This window comes from Mucilaginibacter sp. Mucisp73, assembly GCF_059491465.1.
Window position 1 is genome coordinate 1,766,247 of the sequence record NZ_CP168507.1, and the last position, 20,542, is coordinate 1,786,788.

15 protein-coding genes are annotated in these 20,542 nt (G+C 42.3%); 3 read left to right on the forward strand and 12 right to left on the reverse strand.

What is annotated here, in order from left to right:
* Positions 1 to 50 precede the first annotated feature (50 nt).
* From ACEN82_RS07705 to ACEN82_RS07725, 5 genes are all read right to left on the reverse strand, one after another.
* Entirely contained in the window at positions 51 to 941 is an 891-nt protein-coding gene (locus tag ACEN82_RS07705; protein ID WP_413319223.1) for a 3-hydroxybutyryl-CoA dehydrogenase, read from the reverse strand.
* A gap of 51 nt (positions 942 to 992) precedes the next feature.
* Complete coding sequence (gene bioD, locus ACEN82_RS07710; protein ID WP_091162582.1) at positions 993 to 1,610, reverse strand: dethiobiotin synthase; 618 nt, start codon at positions 1,608 to 1,610, stop codon at positions 993 to 995.
* On the reverse strand, positions 1,603 to 2,736 hold the full coding sequence (locus ACEN82_RS07715) for an aminotransferase class I/II-fold pyridoxal phosphate-dependent enzyme (RefSeq protein WP_413319221.1): 1,134 nt from the start codon (positions 2,734 to 2,736) through the stop codon (positions 1,603 to 1,605). Before ACEN82_RS07715 ends, bioD begins: the two co-directional genes overlap by 8 nt.
* Before the next feature lie 65 nt (positions 2,737 to 2,801).
* Complete coding sequence (locus ACEN82_RS07720) at positions 2,802 to 3,161, reverse strand: DUF4890 domain-containing protein (protein ID WP_188832639.1); 360 nt, start codon at positions 3,159 to 3,161, stop codon at positions 2,802 to 2,804.
* Between the two features lie 75 nt (positions 3,162 to 3,236).
* A complete protein-coding gene (locus ACEN82_RS07725; protein ID WP_090527624.1) occupies positions 3,237 to 4,013 on the reverse strand; it encodes an XRE family transcriptional regulator in 777 nt (258 codons plus the stop codon).
* A gap of 86 nt (positions 4,014 to 4,099) precedes the next feature.
* Between ACEN82_RS07725 and ACEN82_RS07730 the strand changes: the two genes are divergently transcribed.
* Complete coding sequence (locus ACEN82_RS07730) at positions 4,100 to 4,456, forward strand: GIY-YIG nuclease family protein (protein ID WP_413319218.1); 357 nt, start codon at positions 4,100 to 4,102, stop codon at positions 4,454 to 4,456.
* Here ACEN82_RS07730 and msrB read toward each other — a convergent pair.
* Positions 4,443 to 4,922, reverse strand: a complete 480-nt coding sequence (msrB, locus tag ACEN82_RS07735; protein ID WP_413319216.1) for a peptide-methionine (R)-S-oxide reductase MsrB — start codon at positions 4,920 to 4,922, stop codon at positions 4,443 to 4,445. The genes ACEN82_RS07730 and msrB overlap by 14 nt on opposite strands.
* 122 nt (positions 4,923 to 5,044) lie before the next feature.
* A complete protein-coding gene (locus ACEN82_RS07740; RefSeq protein ID WP_413319214.1) occupies positions 5,045 to 5,605 on the reverse strand; it encodes a fasciclin domain-containing protein in 561 nt (186 codons plus the stop codon).
* A gap of 91 nt (positions 5,606 to 5,696) precedes the next feature.
* Here ACEN82_RS07740 and ACEN82_RS07745 point away from each other — a divergent pair, with 91 nt between their 5' ends.
* A complete protein-coding gene (locus ACEN82_RS07745; RefSeq protein WP_413319212.1) occupies positions 5,697 to 6,725 on the forward strand; it encodes a phosphotransferase enzyme family protein in 1,029 nt (342 codons plus the stop codon).
* A 49-nt stretch (positions 6,726 to 6,774) separates the two neighbouring features.
* On the opposite strand, the gene ACEN82_RS07750 is transcribed toward ACEN82_RS07745, so the two are convergent.
* Positions 6,775 to 9,990 carry a tolB protein precursor gene (locus tag ACEN82_RS07750; protein WP_413319210.1) on the reverse strand — a complete coding sequence of 1,072 codons (3,216 nt, stop codon included), beginning with the start codon at positions 9,988 to 9,990 and terminating at the stop codon, positions 6,775 to 6,777.
* Between the two features lie 114 nt (positions 9,991 to 10,104).
* On the reverse strand, positions 10,105 to 12,435 hold the full coding sequence (locus tag ACEN82_RS07755; protein WP_413319208.1) for a penicillin-binding protein 1A: 2,331 nt from the start codon (positions 12,433 to 12,435) through the stop codon (positions 10,105 to 10,107).
* 249 nt (positions 12,436 to 12,684) lie between these two features.
* On the opposite strand from ACEN82_RS07755, the gene ACEN82_RS07760 reads away from it, so the two are divergent.
* Positions 12,685 to 13,563: a polyphosphate kinase 2 family protein gene (locus tag ACEN82_RS07760; protein ID WP_413319206.1), complete on the forward strand. Its 879-nt coding sequence runs from the start codon at positions 12,685 to 12,687 to the stop codon at positions 13,561 to 13,563.
* Positions 13,564 to 13,627: 64 nt separating this feature from the next.
* Here ACEN82_RS07760 and ACEN82_RS07765 read toward each other — a convergent pair whose 3' ends face one another.
* The 3 genes from ACEN82_RS07765 to ACEN82_RS07775 all read right to left on the reverse strand — a co-directional run bounded on the left by ACEN82_RS07765 (position 13,628) and on the right by ACEN82_RS07775 (position 20,497).
* Positions 13,628 to 13,996, reverse strand: a complete 369-nt coding sequence (locus tag ACEN82_RS07765) for a DUF4870 domain-containing protein (RefSeq protein WP_413319204.1) — start codon at positions 13,994 to 13,996, stop codon at positions 13,628 to 13,630.
* Between the two features lie 107 nt (positions 13,997 to 14,103).
* Positions 14,104 to 17,151, reverse strand: a complete 3,048-nt coding sequence (locus ACEN82_RS07770) for a GH92 family glycosyl hydrolase (protein WP_413319202.1) — start codon at positions 17,149 to 17,151, stop codon at positions 14,104 to 14,106.
* Positions 17,152 to 17,359: 208 nt separating this feature from the next.
* Complete coding sequence (locus tag ACEN82_RS07775) at positions 17,360 to 20,497, reverse strand: efflux RND transporter permease subunit (RefSeq protein ID WP_413319200.1); 3,138 nt, start codon at positions 20,495 to 20,497, stop codon at positions 17,360 to 17,362.
* Positions 20,498 to 20,542: the final 45 nt, after the last annotated feature.

The window sequence follows — 20,542 nt, forward strand, 5'->3', positions numbered from 1 at the left end:
TTCAGTATAATAACTATTGACAACATCCAACATCGAAAGTTTAACGGCGCTTAGGCCATGAATTTATCGGCTACAACCAAATCTTTGCTGCCTGCGGTGTATTTATAAAATCCACTGCCTGTTTTAGCTCCCAGGTGCCCTGCGGTTACCATATTTACCAGTAGTGGGCATGGAGCATATTTGGGATTGCCAAAACCATCATGCAATACCTTCAAAATAGCAAGGCAAACATCCAGCCCGATGAAATCGGCTAATTGCAGTGGTCCCATTGGGTGTGCCATGCCGAGTTTCATCACTGTATCAATTTCCTGTACGCCGGCAACGCCTTCGTATAAGGTATAAACAGCCTCATTTATCATCGGCATTAAAATGCGGTTGGCTACAAAGCCTGGATAGTCATTAACCTCAACCGGATCTTTGCCCAAAGTGCGCGAAAGTTCCATAATGGTTTCGGTAACGGCATCAGTAGTGGCATATCCCCGTATTACCTCAACGAGCTTCATAACCGGCACCGGGTTCATGAAATGCATGCCAATTACGTTGCCTGGATGCCTGGTAACCGAAGCAATTTTAGTAATAGAGATAGATGAGGTATTGGAAGCAAGGATAACTTTATCATTGCAAATTTCGCTGAGCTGTTTAAACAGTTTTAGTTTTATTTCCTGGTTTTCGGTAGCAGCTTCAATTACCAGGCTGGCATTTTGAGCGCCCTCGGCCAAATCTGTAAAAACACGGATACGGCTCAGCGTTTCTGTTTTCGCCCCTTCGGTGAGGGTGCCTTTTTTTACTTGTCTGTCGAGATTGTTGCTGATGGTTTGTAGAGCTTTGCTCAGGGCATCGTCGCTGATATCCACCAATGATACTTCAAAGCCATATTGCGCGAAGGTGTGGGCAATGCCGTTACCCATAGTGCCGGAGCCAATTACAGTAATGTTTTTCATAGTATTTTTTTACTAACCCGGCAAAATATCGGTTTATATAAGCTGCCGGTGTTACAAGGTAATAAACTTACCGGCCTCTTTAACAGTTTTTTTGTTGATAGTTTTAAACTCAGGGATCTGCCCCAGATCGGCAACTTCTGAATAATCGAGGATATAGCTTTTTGAATAGATATCCTTATCACCGTTAAAAATTACCCCCATAACAGGAATGCCATATTTTTTTAATGCATGTAAGGAAAGCAGGGTGTGATTAATACTGCCTAAATAGTGTTTGCTTACCAGTATTACCTTTGCATTAAGCTGCTTAATAAGGTCGATAATAAGAAAGTTATCATTCAATGGTACCATGAGGCCGCCCGCGCCCTCAATAATTAGCTGGTTATCAGTTTTAGGCAGAACGATGTTTTCCAGGTCGATAGTCACTTTATCAAGGGCAGCAGATTTATGAGGGGAGAATGGCTGAGTTAAAGCATAGGCCTCCGGGAAAAACTGGGTAACCGGATTTGAGATAAGGTTTTTAACTTTCAGTGTATCGCTGTTATCAAGGTCGCCCGATTGTATGGGCTTCCAATAGTCTGCGTTTAGTTTTTCAGTTAAAATAGCCGAAACCAGGGTTTTACCTATTCCGGTATCAATACCGGTAATAAATATCGGTTGCGTATCAAGCATGTAGTAATATAAATTTGTTAAGAGTTACAGCCAGCAAAGTTACTTCATTTTCCGTATTAAAGTTGTGCAGGCAAATCCTGATCCGCTCGGTGCCCTGTGCAACCGTAGGGCTTAAGATGGGCCGCACATCAAAGTTGTTCATTTGCAGTTGCTTAGCCGCTTCCCTTGCCATTTCATTGCTTTTGAGTACGATACATTGAATAGCGCTATCACTATTTAGTAAAGTGAAATTTTTGCCTGTGCTTACTTGCTGTTTAAACAGTTCAATGTTCTTTTTTAGGCAGAAGATGGCCTCGCGGGAATTTTCCAATAACTGATAGGCCATTTTGATCGCTGCCAGCTGATGAAAAGGTGCTGCTGTTGTATAAATAAAGGAGCGTGCAAAATTGATTAAATATTTCCGTAAGTTATTACTACCAAGCACTATAGCCCCGTGGCTGCCCAGTGCTTTGCCAAATGTTATTACACGGGCAAAGATCCTGTACTGTAAACCACGCTCGCAAACCAACCCTTTGGGATAAAGACCTACAGCATGTGCTTCATCAACTATGAGGGCGGCATTATATTTTTCAGTGAGGCTGAGGATTTCAACAAGGGGAGAAACATCACCATCCATGGAATACACACTTTCAACAACCACATAACAATTACCTTTGGATAATTTTAACTTGGCTTCTAAACTTTCCAAATCGTTGTGCCTGAAACTGTAGCGATTGGCATAACTTAGTCTCGCTCCGTCGATGATTGAGGCATGTACCAGCTCGTCCAAAATTAGCGTATCACCGCGCTGGGCCAGGGACGAAAGCAAACCCAGGTTAGCATCATAACCCGAATTAAAAAGCAGGCCGGCTTCACTTTGGTGATAAGCAGCTATTTGATCCTCCAGATCTTCGGCATATTGTATGTTGCCCGATAGCAGCCTTGAACCGGCGGCTCCATTTAAGCTAAGCGGATGGTTGTTTACCTCGCGAGCGATGCTTTGTTTCAGAACTGCCGATCGGGCAAAGCCGAGGTAATCATTAGAGCAAAAATCAATCAGGCTGCTTTCGGGTTTCAGTTGCCGGTATGTGCCTGCCTGTTGTCTTTCATCTAATCTGCGTTTTAAAAAGTCTTCGGCTGTATTCAATGTGCTTCGTTTTGTGCAAAAATAAAAAAAGCGACCATTGGCCGCTTTTTTCTATTTGATAATGTTTACTGGCCACCGCCGCCCTGGCGCATGCGGTCCATTCTTTCTTTCATTGCCTTATCATAAGCCGCAGCTTGTTCGGCTGTTAAAATAGCTTTGATCTTGGCGTTAGTTGCTTCCATCATTGGGCGCATGGCAGAGCGCATTGCATCCCTGTCGCCATTCGCCGCAGTACGTACGCTATCCATTTTAGTTGCCTGCTCTTTGTAAACCGCAGTGATCTTGGTTGTTTGATCATCTGTTAATTTAAGCTGGGTTTGCAATTCTTTGGCTCTTTCTTCGGGGCTTCTCCTCATGCCGCCCTGCGCGTAGCTGGCTGCAGAAATTCCTAAAAGGAAGCAGCACATTAACAATAATTTTTTCATAGCTTTTTTAATTTAATTTACGTTTTATCAGTATGATAAAGATATATCGTAATAGTTTAAAAAAGCCGATGTAACTTAATTGTTGCCTTGCTGTAAGTTGGATATCGAACGCTGCATCTGGGCCATCATTGCCGTAAGGCTTTCCATGGTAGGTTCTGGCGATGGTGATGGCAATTGGGTGGAGATATAACCTTTTGCTTTCCACAGCTCCAGCACATCTTCGCCCGATATTTCATAGGGTTCGTAAACGGGGTTATCAGAAATAAGCTTTAGTTTTTTGTTCTCCTTAAATTTATTGCCAATGCGTTTGTAAACCACGCCGTCATTTTTAGATATTACTACATAGGTTTCGCCGCTTTTTACATCGCCCCAGTTTTCTACATATTCACCTATTATAATAGTGCCTGATACAAGTGGGAGCATGGAGTCGCCTTTGATCTCAAAAGCGCGGTAAGTGCCCTGTTTAAACATAGGCAGGTAAAACTTCGGAAGCTGTGCCACGTATTCAGGATCGGCATAACCATTAAGGTATCCGGCGCTGGCTTTTACGGGCACCATTTCTATATTTTCATTTTCTTCCTTATCAACAGAAATACTCAGGATCCGCAGGTTGGCGGGGTTGCCTTTTGGTTTTGGCTGCCATTTTTCGTTGATGGTTTCGTTGATAAAGTCATCAATAGTAACATCAAAATAGGTTGCTAATGTTTTTAGTAAGTCGTATTTAGGATCGGCCCGGTCTTCTTCGTATGCGCCTACTAATGAACGTTTTATACCTAATTCATCCGCAAATTGCTGTTGCGTTAAACCCTTCTTTTTGCGGAGAAACTTAATATTTTGTGAAATTATTGACATAAAATTTGGATTTGCTAAATTTATTAGTAATTTTATGCTCATAAAGTTAGTAATAATTATCTGTTCACCAAATTTTTTATCATAAAATGAAACGTTTTGTTTATATCATTACCGACAGGAACCGTAAAAATCTGCATGTAGGCTTATGTTCAGACCTGATGAAAACCATCCAGTTTTACAGCGAAATGCCGACTTTGTTTTTCGACAATGCGCAGCAGCTTAACCGTTTGGTTTACTTTGAGGAGATCAATACCGAAGAGCAGGCTATGGAACGTTTTAAAGTGGTGAGCACTTACACCCGCCCGCAAAAAGAAAAAATGATCAGGGCTGTTAATGCTGATTGGATAGATTTGACCATTGGTTTAAAATACGAAAATGGTTTACGCGTAAGGCCGCAGCTGCGCCCGTCATTAAATGCCAACCGCAGGGTTATGGCTTTTTAATAAATTTTAAAGCCCCTGAGTTCATGCAGTACCTTTTGCCGCCGCGGTCGGCAGGCCCGTCATCAAATACGTGGCCAAGGTGTAAGCCTGTACTTTTTTCAATAACTTCATCACGGCTCATGCTGTAGCTGTTATCTGTAATTATTGCTACTTTTTTCGGGTCGACAGGTTTAACAAAACTTGGCCAGCCCGTACCGCTATCAAATTTGTCATCAGAGGTGAATAGCGTATCGCCGGTTGCGGCACTTACGTAAACGCCTTTTTCGTGGTTGTTCCAATACTCGTTCTGATAGGGTGGTTCGGTGCCGCTTTCAACCATAATATGGTATTGATTGGATGTAAGCGTCTTTTTCCATTCATCGGCAGGTTTGCTCAGTTTACGTTTGGCACCCTGCCCGTTGGCATTTTGGCATCCTAATGCTATCAGGATACTTAAAGCTATCACTGTTAAGATGAGTGTTTTCATAACCCATTATGTTTTGATGTTATCTTAATTATAGATGCTTCCTTTTCGTTGCCGGAAACTACTATATGCTTTAACTCAAATACGTAATTTTATTATATGGGGATTGTCATTTGGCAGTCTGTTTATATGAGCTTCTTTTTGGGTACCAGTACTTTGTTTACCAGATGTACTATACCGTTGTTTTGTTTAATATCAACCTGACTGATTGTACTTTTACCGCCATTGCCGTCAATCAAAACAATATTACTGTTGCTATCTATTTTAGCGAATAATTTACCACCCGAAAGTGTGGTAAATGTGGCTATGCCTTTTCCTTTATTGATCTTTTTCTGGATGTCTCTTGCCTTTAGCTGTCCTGCAATGGCATGATAAGCTACTAAATCTGTAAGTTCCCAAATATGCGCAGGTTTGGCAAGGGAGTCGAACTTACCGGTAGGCATGTCGCTAAACCCGCCATCAACCGGTACAAATACGGTGATAGGCCCGCGGCTTGTATAAGTGAGTGCGAGGTTTGTTTTTTGAATGAAAATATAAAATGTATGCGTATTGGGCGCTACAGATATGTTTTTTACAATATCATTGGCAGGAAGCATTGTTGTTGTATTACTGCTTTTGCTGTCGGTTTGGGCCAGCAATAATGCCGGGCAAAATACAATGGATATTAAAAACAGTAACTTTTTCATAGTGTGTAGGTTATAGGTTAAACATACAAAATATAAATAGGTTTTAAAATGGATAGCCGGGTTGTAGATTATAAGCTACCTTTGTTAACCTATGGAAATCTTCCCTACGCAATACTCAACCTTATCATCAAAAGCACTGAACATAAAACTTCAGGAAAGTTATGGTTTAAGTCATACAACGTGCCGGTTATTGATCCGCAATGTGAGCGACACTTATATTATAGAAAATGCAGCCGAAAAGTACATTTTTAAAATTTACAGGGATGCGCACCGAAAGCTGGAAGAGATCAAAGGCGAGGTAGAGTTATTAACTATCCTATTTCAAAGAGGTGCAAAAGTGTCCCGACCTATCTCTGATAAAAGCGGTGAAATGTTACAGGTATTCAATGCTGCTGAAGGAACCCGGCATGGTGTTTTGTTTGCATGGGCACAAGGTAACGTTGTTTATACTATGAATGATCGGCAGATTGAAACCGTTGGAAGGGAGATGGCTGTGATACATAATATTACATCTGCAATTGAACTTAGCTATCACCGTCATACGTACTCAATAGAAACGGTTATCGTTAATCCACTTAAAATACTTGAGCCTGCATTTGCATGCCTTGAAGATGACCATGCCTATCTAAAGCAAACTGCCGCTGAAGTAATGGAGAGGTATAATCAATTTGATGAAGGTTTTAGCTATGGCTATTGCCATTTCGATTTTCTTCCGAAAAACTTTCATTTCGATGATGCGGGTGACATAACTTTCTTTGATTTTGATTTCGTAGGTAAAGGTTTGATGGCTTATGATGTTACATCATTTTTTATTCACTATTTTTTAGAGTTTACCTACGGAAAGATCACTGAGCAAGAAGCGCGTGATGCTTTCCGGACTTTTGTTAATAGTTACCGTAAAGTACGGCCCTTATCAAATGAAGAAATAGCCGCCATACCATATTTAGGTTTTGGATTTTGGGTGTTTTATTTTGGCTTTCAGTATGAAAACTTTGATGATTGGTCGAATTTGTTTTGGGGGCCTAAGTTTATGAAAGACCGGGTTGCATTAATTAAGAAGTGGATGGATACGGCCCACAGTTTATTGCCTAAGTTTGATATTGATGCAGAGATAAAATAGAAAAAGCGGCCGGGAAGCCGCTTTTCTTATATCATAGCAATAATTATTATTACCAACCTGGTGTAAAACCTAAACCAAACAACGGTTTTTTAACATCGCTGCGGTTAAATGGAACAGCCAGGTAAGGCTCTAATATAAAAGCACCAAATACGTTAATCCGCAGGGAAATACCGGCACTCAATGCCGGTACCCGGCCGTAAATATTTTGTGTTGTAGTAGTGCCGTCAGAATTTATAAAGTCCTGTTGACCAATCACCGGCGGATCTTTCTGAAAATAAATATGATCACCAGAATTCCAGGCTAAACCTGCATCAAAAAACAAGTTAAGATCGGTAAACAGGAATTTGGATTTAATAGCAGCCAATTTTTCGGGACCGGTAAATGGCAAGCGCACCTCAAAGTTAAATACAGCTAAACGACTGCCTGATAATTGATCGATAGTGAAGCCATTAGTAGTAGCCTTACCGTTATTATAAAATGTTTGGCCTTCGTAACCCCTGATATAAAAAGGATAGCCCACAAATAATGGATAAAGCCCTTTATCGTCGCCAAAACGACCGGTTGCAAAAAACCTGGCAGCAAACGTAACCGGTGCTGTACGTACATATTTTCTTACATCAATTGTTGGCGCAAAGAACTTATAGGTGCCAAAATTATAACCGGCTTCCAGCCTGTACCTGAAACCATTCAACGGTGCTGTAACGCCAAAAAATGAGTTGTCACCAATTAGCGCGGTTGAAAGCGTTAAAATGGAATATGATTTTAAGTTATAGAAATAAGTGGAACCGTAGTTTTGATTAAGGGTTGCAGACTCTTCTTCGTTAGGGATTTTTTTCCTGTCGGATGTGATGTAGTTACCGATACCTACCTGGGGTTTGCCATTTACCATAGCGGTATCAAGCAGGTAATAATCGCTGTAACGGTCAACACGGTAATAGTTGTGTGAGGCTGCTCCGCTCACTTCAAAGCGTGTTGTCCTGGAAATAGGGTATGAGGTAAACACCCTGCCCGCATCCTCAAAATTGCGGATAATGTCAATGTTATCAGAATAAACGGTTTGATTTTTACCGCCCACATTCCTTACCGGGTAGGTGGTTGTATTGAAGCCGAACTGGTAAGGGATGTGGGAAACGCCCACACCAAGGTTCCAGCGGCCGGTTTGGTTTACGTAGGTTACAGCAGCGCCTGAATCATAGATCTGCCCGTTTACCGATGCAGCGGCAAAGATTTGGTTGCGCCCCAATATATCACTGAATACGCCCTGGATCCCGCTTGAAAGACTTGTGCCATAGAAGTTACTTACACCAACACCAATGCCACTTCCTGCAAGGTAATCAAGCTTAAACTTGGAACGGAATGGGATTGCCTTAACCGAATCAGTCGGGATTTTACGATAGGCCAAAAAGTTGTTCAGGTTAGAGTTGATCAGGTCGACGCCAACAGAGCGGTTTGGCGGCAAAGTGCCTGCTGCAAAGTTAACTTCACCCGGCTGCACAACAACAGGAGTAAAGTCGGACGCTTTGGCGTTATAAATGGAATATTTTTGCGCGCGATAGTAAGAGTAAACCACGTCATCGTGATTGGAAATACTTAATGCCGGTGAATATTCAGTAATGCCCGAAATGCCGGTAAACAGGTTGGTCATTTGTTCTATCTGACCCGACGCGATAGTATAGCGGTAAAGGTTACGGAAGCCATCACGATTTGACAGGAAGTAGATCTGCTTGCCATCGGCCGAGTATTGCGGGTTCAGGTTGTTAGCGCCGTTAAAAATTTTTATGTCGGTTACCTTTCCCGTTGCCAGATCAAGTTCGGCAAGGTTGAAAGGGATGTCCTGTTCAAGGCTTTGGTCATAGGTGGTCCTATCGCTTGAAAAAATGATCTTTTTACCATCCGGCGAATAGCTTGGTTGGTAATCAGAAAACTTATCGTTAGTAAGCTGCGTAATCTTTTTGGTATCGAAGTTATAAGAATACAAATCGCTCTGCCCTTCAACCAATCCCTGGAAAACAATATCCTTGCCATTGGGCGACCATGAAACGTTACTGAACTGCCCTACCTGCTCCATCGAAATATCGTCAATTACATTGCCGCTTTTCAGGTTAACTACATCGAGCCTGTTACGCCCTTTGCTAAATACACTAAATGCGAATTTAGTTCCATCGGGCGACCATGCACCTGCCGATTCGATGAAGTTAAACTCATCAATATGGGTGTTGGATACCTTACTCGTGAGTTTTCGTAATATACGCCCCGATTTAGCATCGGCCAAATAAAGATCAATGCTAAATAAACTTTTGGCCGATAAAAAGGCAACATATTTACCATCGGGACTAACGGACGGGGCAACCACAAGGTCGCCACCGTTTTTACTGTCAACCAGTTTGATGCCTTTAGGTGTTTGAGTGGTGTCTTTTAAAAAGGGTTTATAAGTGGCCTCGATAGAGTTTTTCCAAAGTCGGGAGAGGGTGCGATCATCATAACCAAACGTACGCCTGATGCCATACTCTAAACCGTATTTGGCCGCGTTTTTAAAGAAGGGCACTATAGCCGTATCACCATAAGTTGAACCTATGAACGACCAGAATGCTTCGCCATAACGATAAGGGAAGTATTTGCTGCTTTCGGTAAGATCGCGAACGGTAGGAATATCATGATTCAAATACGCGTCACGCATCCACATGGCTGTATAGCTGTCCTTCTTGCCTAAGGAGAGGTACTCGGCCATACCCTCTATCATCCAAAGCGGAATGTTGTTTATATTTTCATATTCGGACGAATCATGACCCATCAATAGCCGGTATTGAAAAGCGTGCACCAACTCATGGCCGATAACGTGCCTCGTAGTTTGATTGGTTTCCATCACCGGCATTACCACCCGATTTTTAAGGCCTTCGGTAACACCGCCGGTACCTACACCGATCTCGCCATCAATAGCGGTTGTTTGCTGAAAATCGGGATGGTTGGCATATAGTATTATTGGATTGGCATGCTTAAATGTATCCCTGAAAACCTGTTGATGTAGGGTGTACCACAGTTCACTTTCCTGGGCAAAGCGTTTTACCATACTATCATTTTTCAGGTAATAGTAAATCTCGAAGTGAGGAGTTTTATAAACGTTAAACTTAAGGTTTTTGTACCTTACCTTGTTTTGGCCAAAATATTGTGCCCTGGCATTGATGCTTATCAACAGCGAGCCAACAAAACAAATGAATATAATGGTGTGCTTTTTAACTCTATTGAAAAGTGAGTAAACTTTATTCATATATTATTTAACTAAATAGATATGGCTAATTTAATAAAATAAGGTTGTTCTTAGTTCAAAAAACAACCTTATTCATTTTCTCTTCACAGTATGGAAAAAAACGCCTGTACCCGTTTACCGCTGGTTATTAGGCGGTGTGCTTTCCGGGTTTTCCGGATTGTTTTCCTGTACAGGTGTTACGCCTGTTGTATCAATTGGGTTGCTTATGCTATCTGTTGAAGTTGTATCTTCTTCAATATGCGGCGAAGGACAGTTATAAGTTTTGGTGATCTTGCTCCATGGTTTAGGGAATGGGCCGTAAGTATAACCTAACGACTGATCGGCATATACTTTTTCCATAAACCTGCCGAAGATAGGCAACGCCGTATGTGAGCCTTCGCCGGTTTCGGATGTGGTAAAGTGCACTGAGCGATCATCAGCACCAACCCAAATGCCTGTCACCAGATCTTTGGTGATACCCATATACCAGCCATCTACATAATCAGATGATGTACCGGTTTTGCCGCCTATCTGGTTGTCTTTTTTCCAAAGGCCGTTGTATTCCCACAGCGCCTGTGAGGTACCACCGGGTTCTTCCATCCCCCCGCGGAACATGTAAAGCATCAGCCAGGCAGTTTCCTCGCTTAGTACTTTCTCGGTTTTAAGCTTAAACTCCTGTATCACATTGCCTTGCTGATCAGTGATTTTAGTGACCAGTAACGGATCCAATTTTTCACCCTTGTTAAGAAAGGTGCTATAAGCCCTAACCATTTCATAAACCGAAACATCATTTGAACCCAATGATACCGATGGAACGGACTTTAAAGGGCTTTCGATGCCGCAGCGGTGAGCGTATTCCACAATTTTATCCCAGCCCACTTTTTCGGTTAGTTGTGCTGTAATGGAATTGACAGATTTACCCATAGCCCAGCGCAGTGACATTTCACGATAGGAGAAATGGAAGTCGGCATTGTTTGGCTCCCAAACTTTATCCTCGCCATTGTCTTTGTATTTGATGGATACCGGCTTGTCGGTAAACTTATCGCAAGGGGTAAAGCCATTATCAAGCGCCGTTAAATAGGCAAATGGCTTAAAGGTGGAACCCGCCTGTCTGCGGCTTTGGTTTACGTGATCGTAATTAAAGAAACGGTGATCGATACCGCCAATCCAAACTTTTATTTTACCGGTTGATGGCTCCAGTGTCATCATACCGGTGTTCAGGATCTTAGCGTAATATTTTATAGAATCTATAGTAGAAAAAGTAGTGTCCTGTTCTCCATGCCAGGTAAACACGGTCATCCGTTTTTTCGTTTTAAAGTAATCCTGGATCTTTATCGTATCACCGCCGTATTTTTTTTCAAGTAGCTTGTAAATAGGAAGCCTTTGTTCGTTTTTGAGAATGAAATCTTTGATCTCAACGCCTTTTGAATCGCGCCACGGATTTTTGTTCCCCCAAAGGTTATAGAAGCGTTTTTGCAGCATCTTCATTTTTTCGGTAACAGCTTCTTCGGCATATTGCTGCATCTTTGAGTCGATGGTGGTGTAGATCTTCAGACCATCCTCGTAAAGGTTATAATCATTTTCCTTGCACCATTTGTCCAGCCATTTCTCAACGGCGCGGCGCAGGTACGAATCGCCGTGGGAGTCGTCTTCAACATAACTCAGGTCGAGCCCGAGTGGCGACGCGAAGTTACTTTTATACTGGTCGGCAGTGAGGTACTTATATTTCGCCATCTGTCCCAACACAGTATTGCGCCTTTCGGTAGCACGCTGCGGATTTTTAATGGGATTGTAGCTCGATGTGGCTTTCAGCATGCCGATAAGTAAGGCTGATTCGGCAGGATTTAAGGTGCCGGGCTGCTTATTAAAATATTTTAACGATGCTGTTTTAATACCGTATGAATTGTTGCCGAAAGGCACGGTATTGAAGTACAACGTCAATATTTGCTGCTTGCTGTAAACGTGCTCAATCTTAAAAGCGGTAAGCCATTCCTTGCATTTATAAACAATAGTGCGCAGCACCGGGATATGCTTAATAACGCCCTGCGATTTCTTTTTACGCGTTTCAAAAAGGTTTTTGGCTAACTGCTGGGTTATGGTACTGCCGCCTCGGCGGTCGCCTTTGGCTGTTGAGAGCACACTGGTAAAAAAGGAGTAAAAATCTACTCCGCCATGACTGTAAAACCGCACATCTTCAGTTGCCACAAGGGCGTTTATGAGGTTGGGGGAGATCTCTTTAAATTCAATTGGTGAGCGGTTTTCCTTGTAATACTGGCCTATAAGTTTGCCATCGGCAGTGTAAACTTCCGATCCTACCGAAAGTACCGGGCTTTTAATATCCTGCATGTCAGGTGAGTATCCGAAAAGCCAAAGGAAATTAAGCTCAATAGAACAAAAGAAAATAATTACGAAGTAAATGAATATGACAAAATATCTCAGAAACCGGTTGCGTATACGTCTGAACATTGGGTAAAAATGTAAAATTATGACACTATATCATAGTGCAGTTTAACAAATATAAACAACGTAAAATAGACAGGTAAATTTTAGGTTAACACTGGCATAATACATATTTATAATGTGCAAAGTACACAATAAATAAATCAAAAGCTGTTTGGATAAAAAAAATCGCCTGTTGAAGGTGCAACGTATATTTGAAATCAAGTTGCTAAAACTTTAATGTTGTTTTTGTACTTTGTATGGATATCTATTTATATGAAAAGTTTAACAGAACAATTTAAAGTACCAAGTAATAGCAAATTTTCGCTGGATGATCATGATCCTGCATTTAGCGATGGTTATCAAAAAGAAGATGCCGGATCTGTTTTGGATGAACTGATAGCTGAAACTTCTAAATTGGAGGCACAACTTTATGCCTCAAATAGTTATTCATTGCTTATTATTTTTCAAGCGATGGATGCTGCCGGAAAAGACAGCGCTATAGCGCACACCATGTCGGGCATAAACCCGCAGGGGTGCCAGGTTTATAGCTTTAAACAACCCAGTTCAGAAGACTATGATCACGACTTTTTGTGGCGGCATTACAAAGCCCTGCCCGAAAGAGGGCGTATTGGTATCCATAACAGGTCGCACTATGAAAATGTACTTGTCGTTAAAGTCCATCCCGAACTTGTTTTAAAAGAAAATAACCCGGCCATAAAACAAGTTGAAGATATTGATAAACAGTTTTGGGAACAACGATATGAGAGCATCCGCAATTTTGAAAAGCATATCTGTAACAGCGGAACTGTTGTGATCAAATTTTTCCTTAATGTTTCAAAGCAGGAGCAAAAAAAGCGGTTTTTAAAGCGAATAGATAACCCTAAAAAAAATTGGAAGTTCCAGGCCAGCGATATTGCGGAACGGGAGCATTGGGATGAGTATATGAAAGCTTATGAAAAAGCCATTAACGAAACCGCTACAGATGATTGCCCCTGGTATGTTATCCCGGCTGATAAGAAATGGTTTACGCGCATCGCGATATCAACTATAATCAGAGATACCTTGAAAAAGTTGAAGCTGGAATTCCCTGTTTTACCTAAAGACGAAATGGAAAAACTACAGGAGGCTAAACAGTTGTTAGAAAAGCAATAACGGAAATATTAAGACTTACGAAATTTTCAAAATTTCGTAAGTCTTAGACTGCGCTGTGAAAATCTTAAATGCCTGAAAACATATTTTGTGCGGGCTCGCCTATAAGGGGCATTGGTTTTCTTTCGCCGTTAATTGCGCCAATTAAACCGATGATCCAAATAACCAGTAAGCCCAGGCGTATAATCCAGAGGATAGACGCACCAATAAATATCCCTGATGTTACAAAGGCCAGGCCTATAATAAAACCGGCAATCCATGAAATAAGAATTGAAACGAGATGAAACAATAATGTTTGTCTCATCTGGTAGGCAGCCAGCGGTGTTTTATTATTAGTGTACAATGCAAAGTAGGCAATAAGCCATCCAATAAGCGTAAAATAACTGATGATGCCGGCGGTCTTACCGTCGTCAGAGGTAGGTTTGTAATTTTCCATGTGTGGTAAAGTTTTTTGTATAAAGCTAACCGTTTAAAAATGAAATAGTTTTATTCATTTTTAAATGATATCTCATAGCAGACTTTATTTATCCGCACATCAAATCATTACTCTATTGTTATCTCATCGGCAAAAATGTAGGATTGATTGCCTTTGTTCTCATGCCAGTCGGGTAGTGGGCCGTATTGCTTGGCTATCAGTTTAATATAACGGGCGCTGGTGTTTAACGGCGCGGTAAATTCCTGCGTTTGCACGTTGGTATCTTTAATATCAACTTTGGTGTTAACGGTGGTCGCCAGTTTGTAAGTTTTGCCATCATTTGATGTCCAGAACTGTACATATTTAGGGAACACAATCCAGGCGCGGCTATCCTGCAGGGTACTGACGCTGATTTGTTTGATGGGTTTAACCGCGCTCATATCAACAATGGCTATAAAATCCTTTCCCTGGTAGCCCTGCCAATTGCCTAAACGCCAGTTGGTAGTGCCATGCTGCCCGTCAATTAATGATTCATCGCCCTTAGCCGGGTAATTAGGCAGGTATTTGTTCAGTATAGTTAGCTTAATATCGTTGCGGAGTTTGATGAAACTTGCCTCATCAACAAAGCTGCTTTTGCCCTCCTTTATCGCGATAGCTTTTACCGTGATATTATCGCTAATAGTAATTGGCTGTGTATAAGGCGTTGACGATGCAGTAGGAGCAGAGCCATCGAGTGTGTAATAGATTTTTGCATCGGTATCCTGATCTTTGATCTGGATGCTGAACGGCTGCTTGAATGACCTGGCGGGCGATATAATGTAAGGATTAGGTACGATAAGGTTATCCGTAATCTTTGAAACTGGTTTTTCCAGATCCTGGGTAAAGATCTTATTAGCCAGCCTGCCGGTAAATACTTCAAAATCCCCGCCTTTGGTAATATCATCGTAGTTGATAAAAAGCTTACTGTACACCTTTTTATCAAGGTTCATGCCCTGCAGATAGATATTGCTGCGGGTAATGCCGGCGCCGGGGTTAATAATGCTGAATTTTTTGCCGTTCTCCAAATTAATCACTGCCTTATCAAACTGCGGGATCCCGATCTGAAAATCCTGCTGGCCGGGTGCAATATTGTAAATTCCCAACGAACTCATCACATACCAGGCCGACATTTGGCCGCAATCCTCATTACCGGCTAAACCATCAGGTTTATTGCTGTATTCTTCGCGCAAAATGCGGCTTACATAAAACTGGGTTTTATCCGGCGAATCGGTAAAATTGTACAAGTATGCCATGTGATGACTTGGTTCGTTGCCATGGGCGTATTGGCCTATCAATCCGCTTACATCGGGAATGTCACTGCCGCTAAGTTTTGATTGTGTGCTAAACAATTCATCCAGCTTGTTTTCAAATGCCTGTTTGCCGCCCATTTTATCAATCAGGGTTTCTACATCGTGGGGTACCAGGAACGAATATTGCCAGGAGTTGCCCTCGGTATAATTGCCGTTGATCTCTGCAGGATCGAAAGGCTCCAGCCAGCCGCCGTTGGCACGGGCTTGCATAAAAGTATTCTGGTTGTTGAAGACGTTTTTCCAGTATTGTGCCCGCTGAATGTATTGGGTATAATCGTCGGTTTTATTGAGCATTTTTGCCATCTGGGCTATACACCAATCGTCATAAGCATACTCCAATGTTTTAGACACAGACGCATCTTCTTCGTCTGATTGAACAGCCCCGTTTTGGCGATAATTATCCAACCCAAACTGGTTACGGTTTACGGCGGCTTTCATGGCGGTGAAAGCTTTCTCAGCATCAAAATCGCGGATGCCCTTCGCGTAAGCATCCACAATAACCGGGATAGAATGATTGCCGATCATGCAATAAGTTTCGGTACTTGCAAGCGGCCATATCGGTAATAAGCCGCCCTGATCATACATCGCCATAAAACTCTTGATAAAATCGAGTGTGCGCTTGCGGTCTATCAGCGTAAGCAGCGGGTTCTCGGCCCGGTAGGTGTCCCATAAGGAAAACACGGTATAATAGTCAAATCCCTGGGCTGTATGTACCTGTTGATCCATGCCACGGTATTGCCCATCCACATCACTGTAAATATTGGGGGCAACCATGCTGTGGTATAAGGCGGTATAAAATATGGTTTGTTTGATTTTAGCATAATCGGGCTGCACCACTTTTTTAGCAGGAGGGGCATAACTGTATGGACTTGTTCCGCCTACGGGTTGGGTTTGGGTTGCCGAGGCCGGTGCGCCGCCTTCTACCTGAATCTTATTCAATTCATGGTTCCAGGCTATTTTGGCATCTTTCTGAACTTTTTTAAAGTCGAAATCAGGTATTTCTGCATCCAGGTTTTTTAAAGCACCTTCGGTGCTTACCGAGGAGATACCCACCTTACTGATCACTTCGCCGGGATTATCAAACTGCAAAAACAACTTTATATTCTTGCCCTGTGCTTTGCTTTGGCCATTTTGTACCTCGTTATTTACAGCAATACCGTAAGTTTTAAAAGGCTTTGAAAACTTAGCGTAAAAATATACCTGCTGTTTATCGGCCCATGATTTCGACATACGGAAACCACGTACTTCATGATCATTTACTACTTCTATCCATGAATCCAAAACCTCGTCGCGGTGCTGCAAATCGATAATAATATTTGCCTTATCGGTTGATGGGTAAGTGTAGCGATGCATACCTACACGGGTTGTTGCAGTTAGCTCAACGCCAATATTATATTTATCAAGCAGTGTTTTATAATAACCTGGTGTGGCACTCTCATTCTTTTTGCTGAAGTGCGAGCGGTATTCGGTGTTTTTAAATTTAGGATCGCCGGTGGTTGGCATAAACAATACATCACAGTAATCAGGGACACCGGTACCGCTCAGGTGCGTGTGCGAGAAACCATATACCAGGCTATCGGTATAATGATAACCGGAACAGCCATCCCAACCCTCCAACCGGGTATCCGGACTAAGCTGTACCATGCCGAAAGGCCTCACTGCACCGGGATAAGTATGCCCATGTCCCCCAGTACCTATAAATGGATCAACCAGTTGGGCGTAGTCTTTTTCCTTCTCTTTTTTCTTTTGTGCCGATGATAAAAAAGGCAGAACAAGCAACAGGGTGACCGGCAAAGCAGAGCGGAATACGGGTTTGATCAATGACATATTATTTAAAACCAATTATATGATTTGAGTGTGCACAAATTACACTAATTACCACGAATATTTACTAACAGGAAAGTTTCCTATTTTATTATTAGTATAAAAAATGGTCACTAAAAACAAATAGCGACGGGCATATCCACATCGCTATTTGTTTTAGAATAACTAATTCGTGAAATTCGATTTAATTCGAAATAATTAGTATTCAGTTTTATCCTTTTATCATACCTACTTTTTTCAGCAGCTTACGGTTTTCACGAAGGTGTATTAAACGGTACACGATTGCGTAAATAATAGGTAATATCAATAAGGTTAGTATGGTAGATGTCACAAGCCCACCTATAACTACTATAGCCAGCGGTTTCTGAGTTTCCGAACCAATACCGGTTGAGATAGCTGCCGGCATTAAACCAATGGCAGCCATCAGCGCGGTCATCACTACCGGGCGCACACGTGATATCACGCCTTCCATAATGGCCTCATCAAGGTGCATTTTTTCTTCAATGTTTTTCTTAAACACTGAGATCAGGATCACTCCATTCTGAATACATACGCCAAACAAGGCAATGAAACCAATACCAGCTGATATACTAAAGTTTGTATTAGTAATATGTAATGCTAAAATACCGCCTATCAACGCAAACGGCACGTTCAGGATAACCAACACTGCATCTTTAGCGTTACCGAAGGTGATGAACAGGATCAGGAATATCACCAGTAAACACACAGGCACTACGTGCGCTAATGTATTTGATGCCCTGATCTGGTTTTCAAACTCACCGTTCCAGGTAAATGAATATCCCTGGTCAAGTTTTACAGCGGCGCCTACTTTTTCCTGCGCTTCGGCTATAGTGCTACCTAAGTCGCGGCCACGCACCGAGAATTTCACAGCGATGTAACGCATGTTGTTATCGCGGTAAATAAATGCAGGGCCGGTTAATGTGGTGATTTTGGAAATCTCTTTGATTGCAATTTTTGAACCGTTAAGTGTCGGTACCATCAGGTTCTCAATTTTGCTTTGAGTATCCCTGAATTGTTTTTGATAACGGATCCGGATATCAAATTTACGTTCGCCTTCATAAAGCTGCGAGGCCGCTTTACCGCCTATCGCCATCTCAATAACCGAGTTGGCATCGGCAGTTGATACCCCATAAAGGGCCATCTTGCGCTGGTCAAGCTCAATACGAAACTCCGGCTGACCGAGGTTTCGTAAAATACCAAGGTCTTCAACACCATGGATCTTCTTGAGCACGGCCATTACCGAGTCGGCCTTCTGATCAAGCACCTGGAAATCAGGCCCGAATATTTTTACTGCCATAGATGCCGGTACGCCGGCAACTGCTTCGGCTACGTTATCGATAATAGGCTGCGAATAGTTAAATACAATACCCGGAAACTGACTCAGTTTTTTATCCATTTCGGCTATCAGCTCTTCCTGGCTGATGCTTCGTTTCCATTCCTTTTTAGGCAGAAGGTCAACCTGGATCTGAACGTTAAAGAAACCTTTCGGGTCGGTACCGTCGTTGGTACGGCCCACTTGCGATAGGGTTTGTTTCACCTCGGGGAAGGTTGACAGGATCTGCCTCATTTTATCAGTTACCTTAACCGAACTTTCCAGCGAGGTACTCATTGGCAGCTGCGCGGTTACCCACAGGGCGCCCTCGTTAAGCTGCGGAAGGAATTCCGAACCTAAAAATTTAGCCGAAAAGAAGGTAACCGACATAAAGGCTATTGCTACAATGAGACTCAGTTTTTGGTTACGGTAAGTATAACTGAACATGCGGCGGATACCGTTTTCAAAGAATATCACTACCGGGTTATGCTTCTCCCTTACATTTTTGTTAAGTAGGATACTTGATAGGGCAGGCACCAGCGTAAGGGTAAAGATCAACGCGCCAAGCAAAGCAAAACCCAAAGTGTAAGCCAGCGGAGAGAACATTTTACCTTCAACCTTTTGGAAAGCGAAAATTGGTACCAAACAGGTAAGGATGATAAGCTTGGAGAAGAAAATAGCTTTACCCATCTCGGAGCCGACATTTTTGAATAGGCCAAGTTTAGCCAACCCGTTGAATTTTTGCATCCCTACTTCCTTAGCCCGGTGATCAAGCGCCACGAAGATCCCCTCAACCATCACCACCGCGCCATCTATAATGATACCAAAATCGACTGCACCCATAGAGAGCAGGTTGGCGCTCATTCCCTTTAATCGTAAACAGATGAAAGCAAACAATAATGCCAGCGGTATAATGATAGCAACAATGAGCGTTGTGCGCCAATCGGCCATAAACAGGAATACTATAACGGTTACCAATATGATACCCTCGCATAAATTATGGATCACCGTTTCGGTACAAAAATCCATCAGGTTGGTACGATCATAAAAGGTGGAGATCTTTACATCGGCAGGTAACACGCTTTTGTTGAGGTCGACAACTTTCTGGTTAATGAGCTTTAATACCTCAGCAGGGTTTTCACCCTTACGCATTACCACAATACCTTCAATAACGTCGTTGTTTTTATCCCGGCCCACCTGGCCTAAACGCGGTAAACCACCCTCTTTAATCTCGGCAATATCACGGGCCAGGATAGGAACGTTATTAACGTTTTTGATAATAATATTCTGAATTTCTTCGATATTATTGATTAAGCCAATACCACGCACTACATAAGCCTGATCGTTTTTTTCGATGATATCACCACCTACGTTAATGTTACTACGATTAAGAGCCGTGTAAACATCAAGCGAAGTAAGACCGTATTTTTGTAACAGCGAAGGGTTTACACTCACTTCATAAGTTTTTTCCTCGCCACCAAAACTGTTCACATCAGCTACGCCGGGGATTGATTTAAACTGGCGGTCAAGCACCCAATCCTGTATAGCGGTAAGGTCATGCAAAGATTTGGTGTGGCTTTTTAGGGTGTAACGGAAAATTTCACCTGTCGGGCCGTATGGCGGTTCAACCTCGGGTTTAACACCATCAGGCAAATCAGCGTTGCCCAAGCGGCTTAATACCTGTTGGCGGGCAAACGCATCATCAACATCATCATCAAAAATAATACGGATGTATGATAAACCAAAAGATGATGTGGTACGGAGGTTAGCCTTTTTTTGCACCGAGTTTAAAACGGTTTCCATTGGTATGGTAACCATTTTTTCCATCTCTTCGGCACTGCGGCCCGGCCATTGGGCTATAATAATGATCTGTGTATTGGTAACGTCGGGAAAAGTCTCGATAGGGGTGTTGGTATAGCTCCACACACCCAAAGCTACCAATACCAGTGTCATAAAAAACACAAAGTAACGGTGCCTGAGCGAGAAGTATATAATATTTTTGATGAACTTGTTCATTGTTGTCTTTGTATTTTAAAAACGTAAATGCCTGGTTTTAAAACC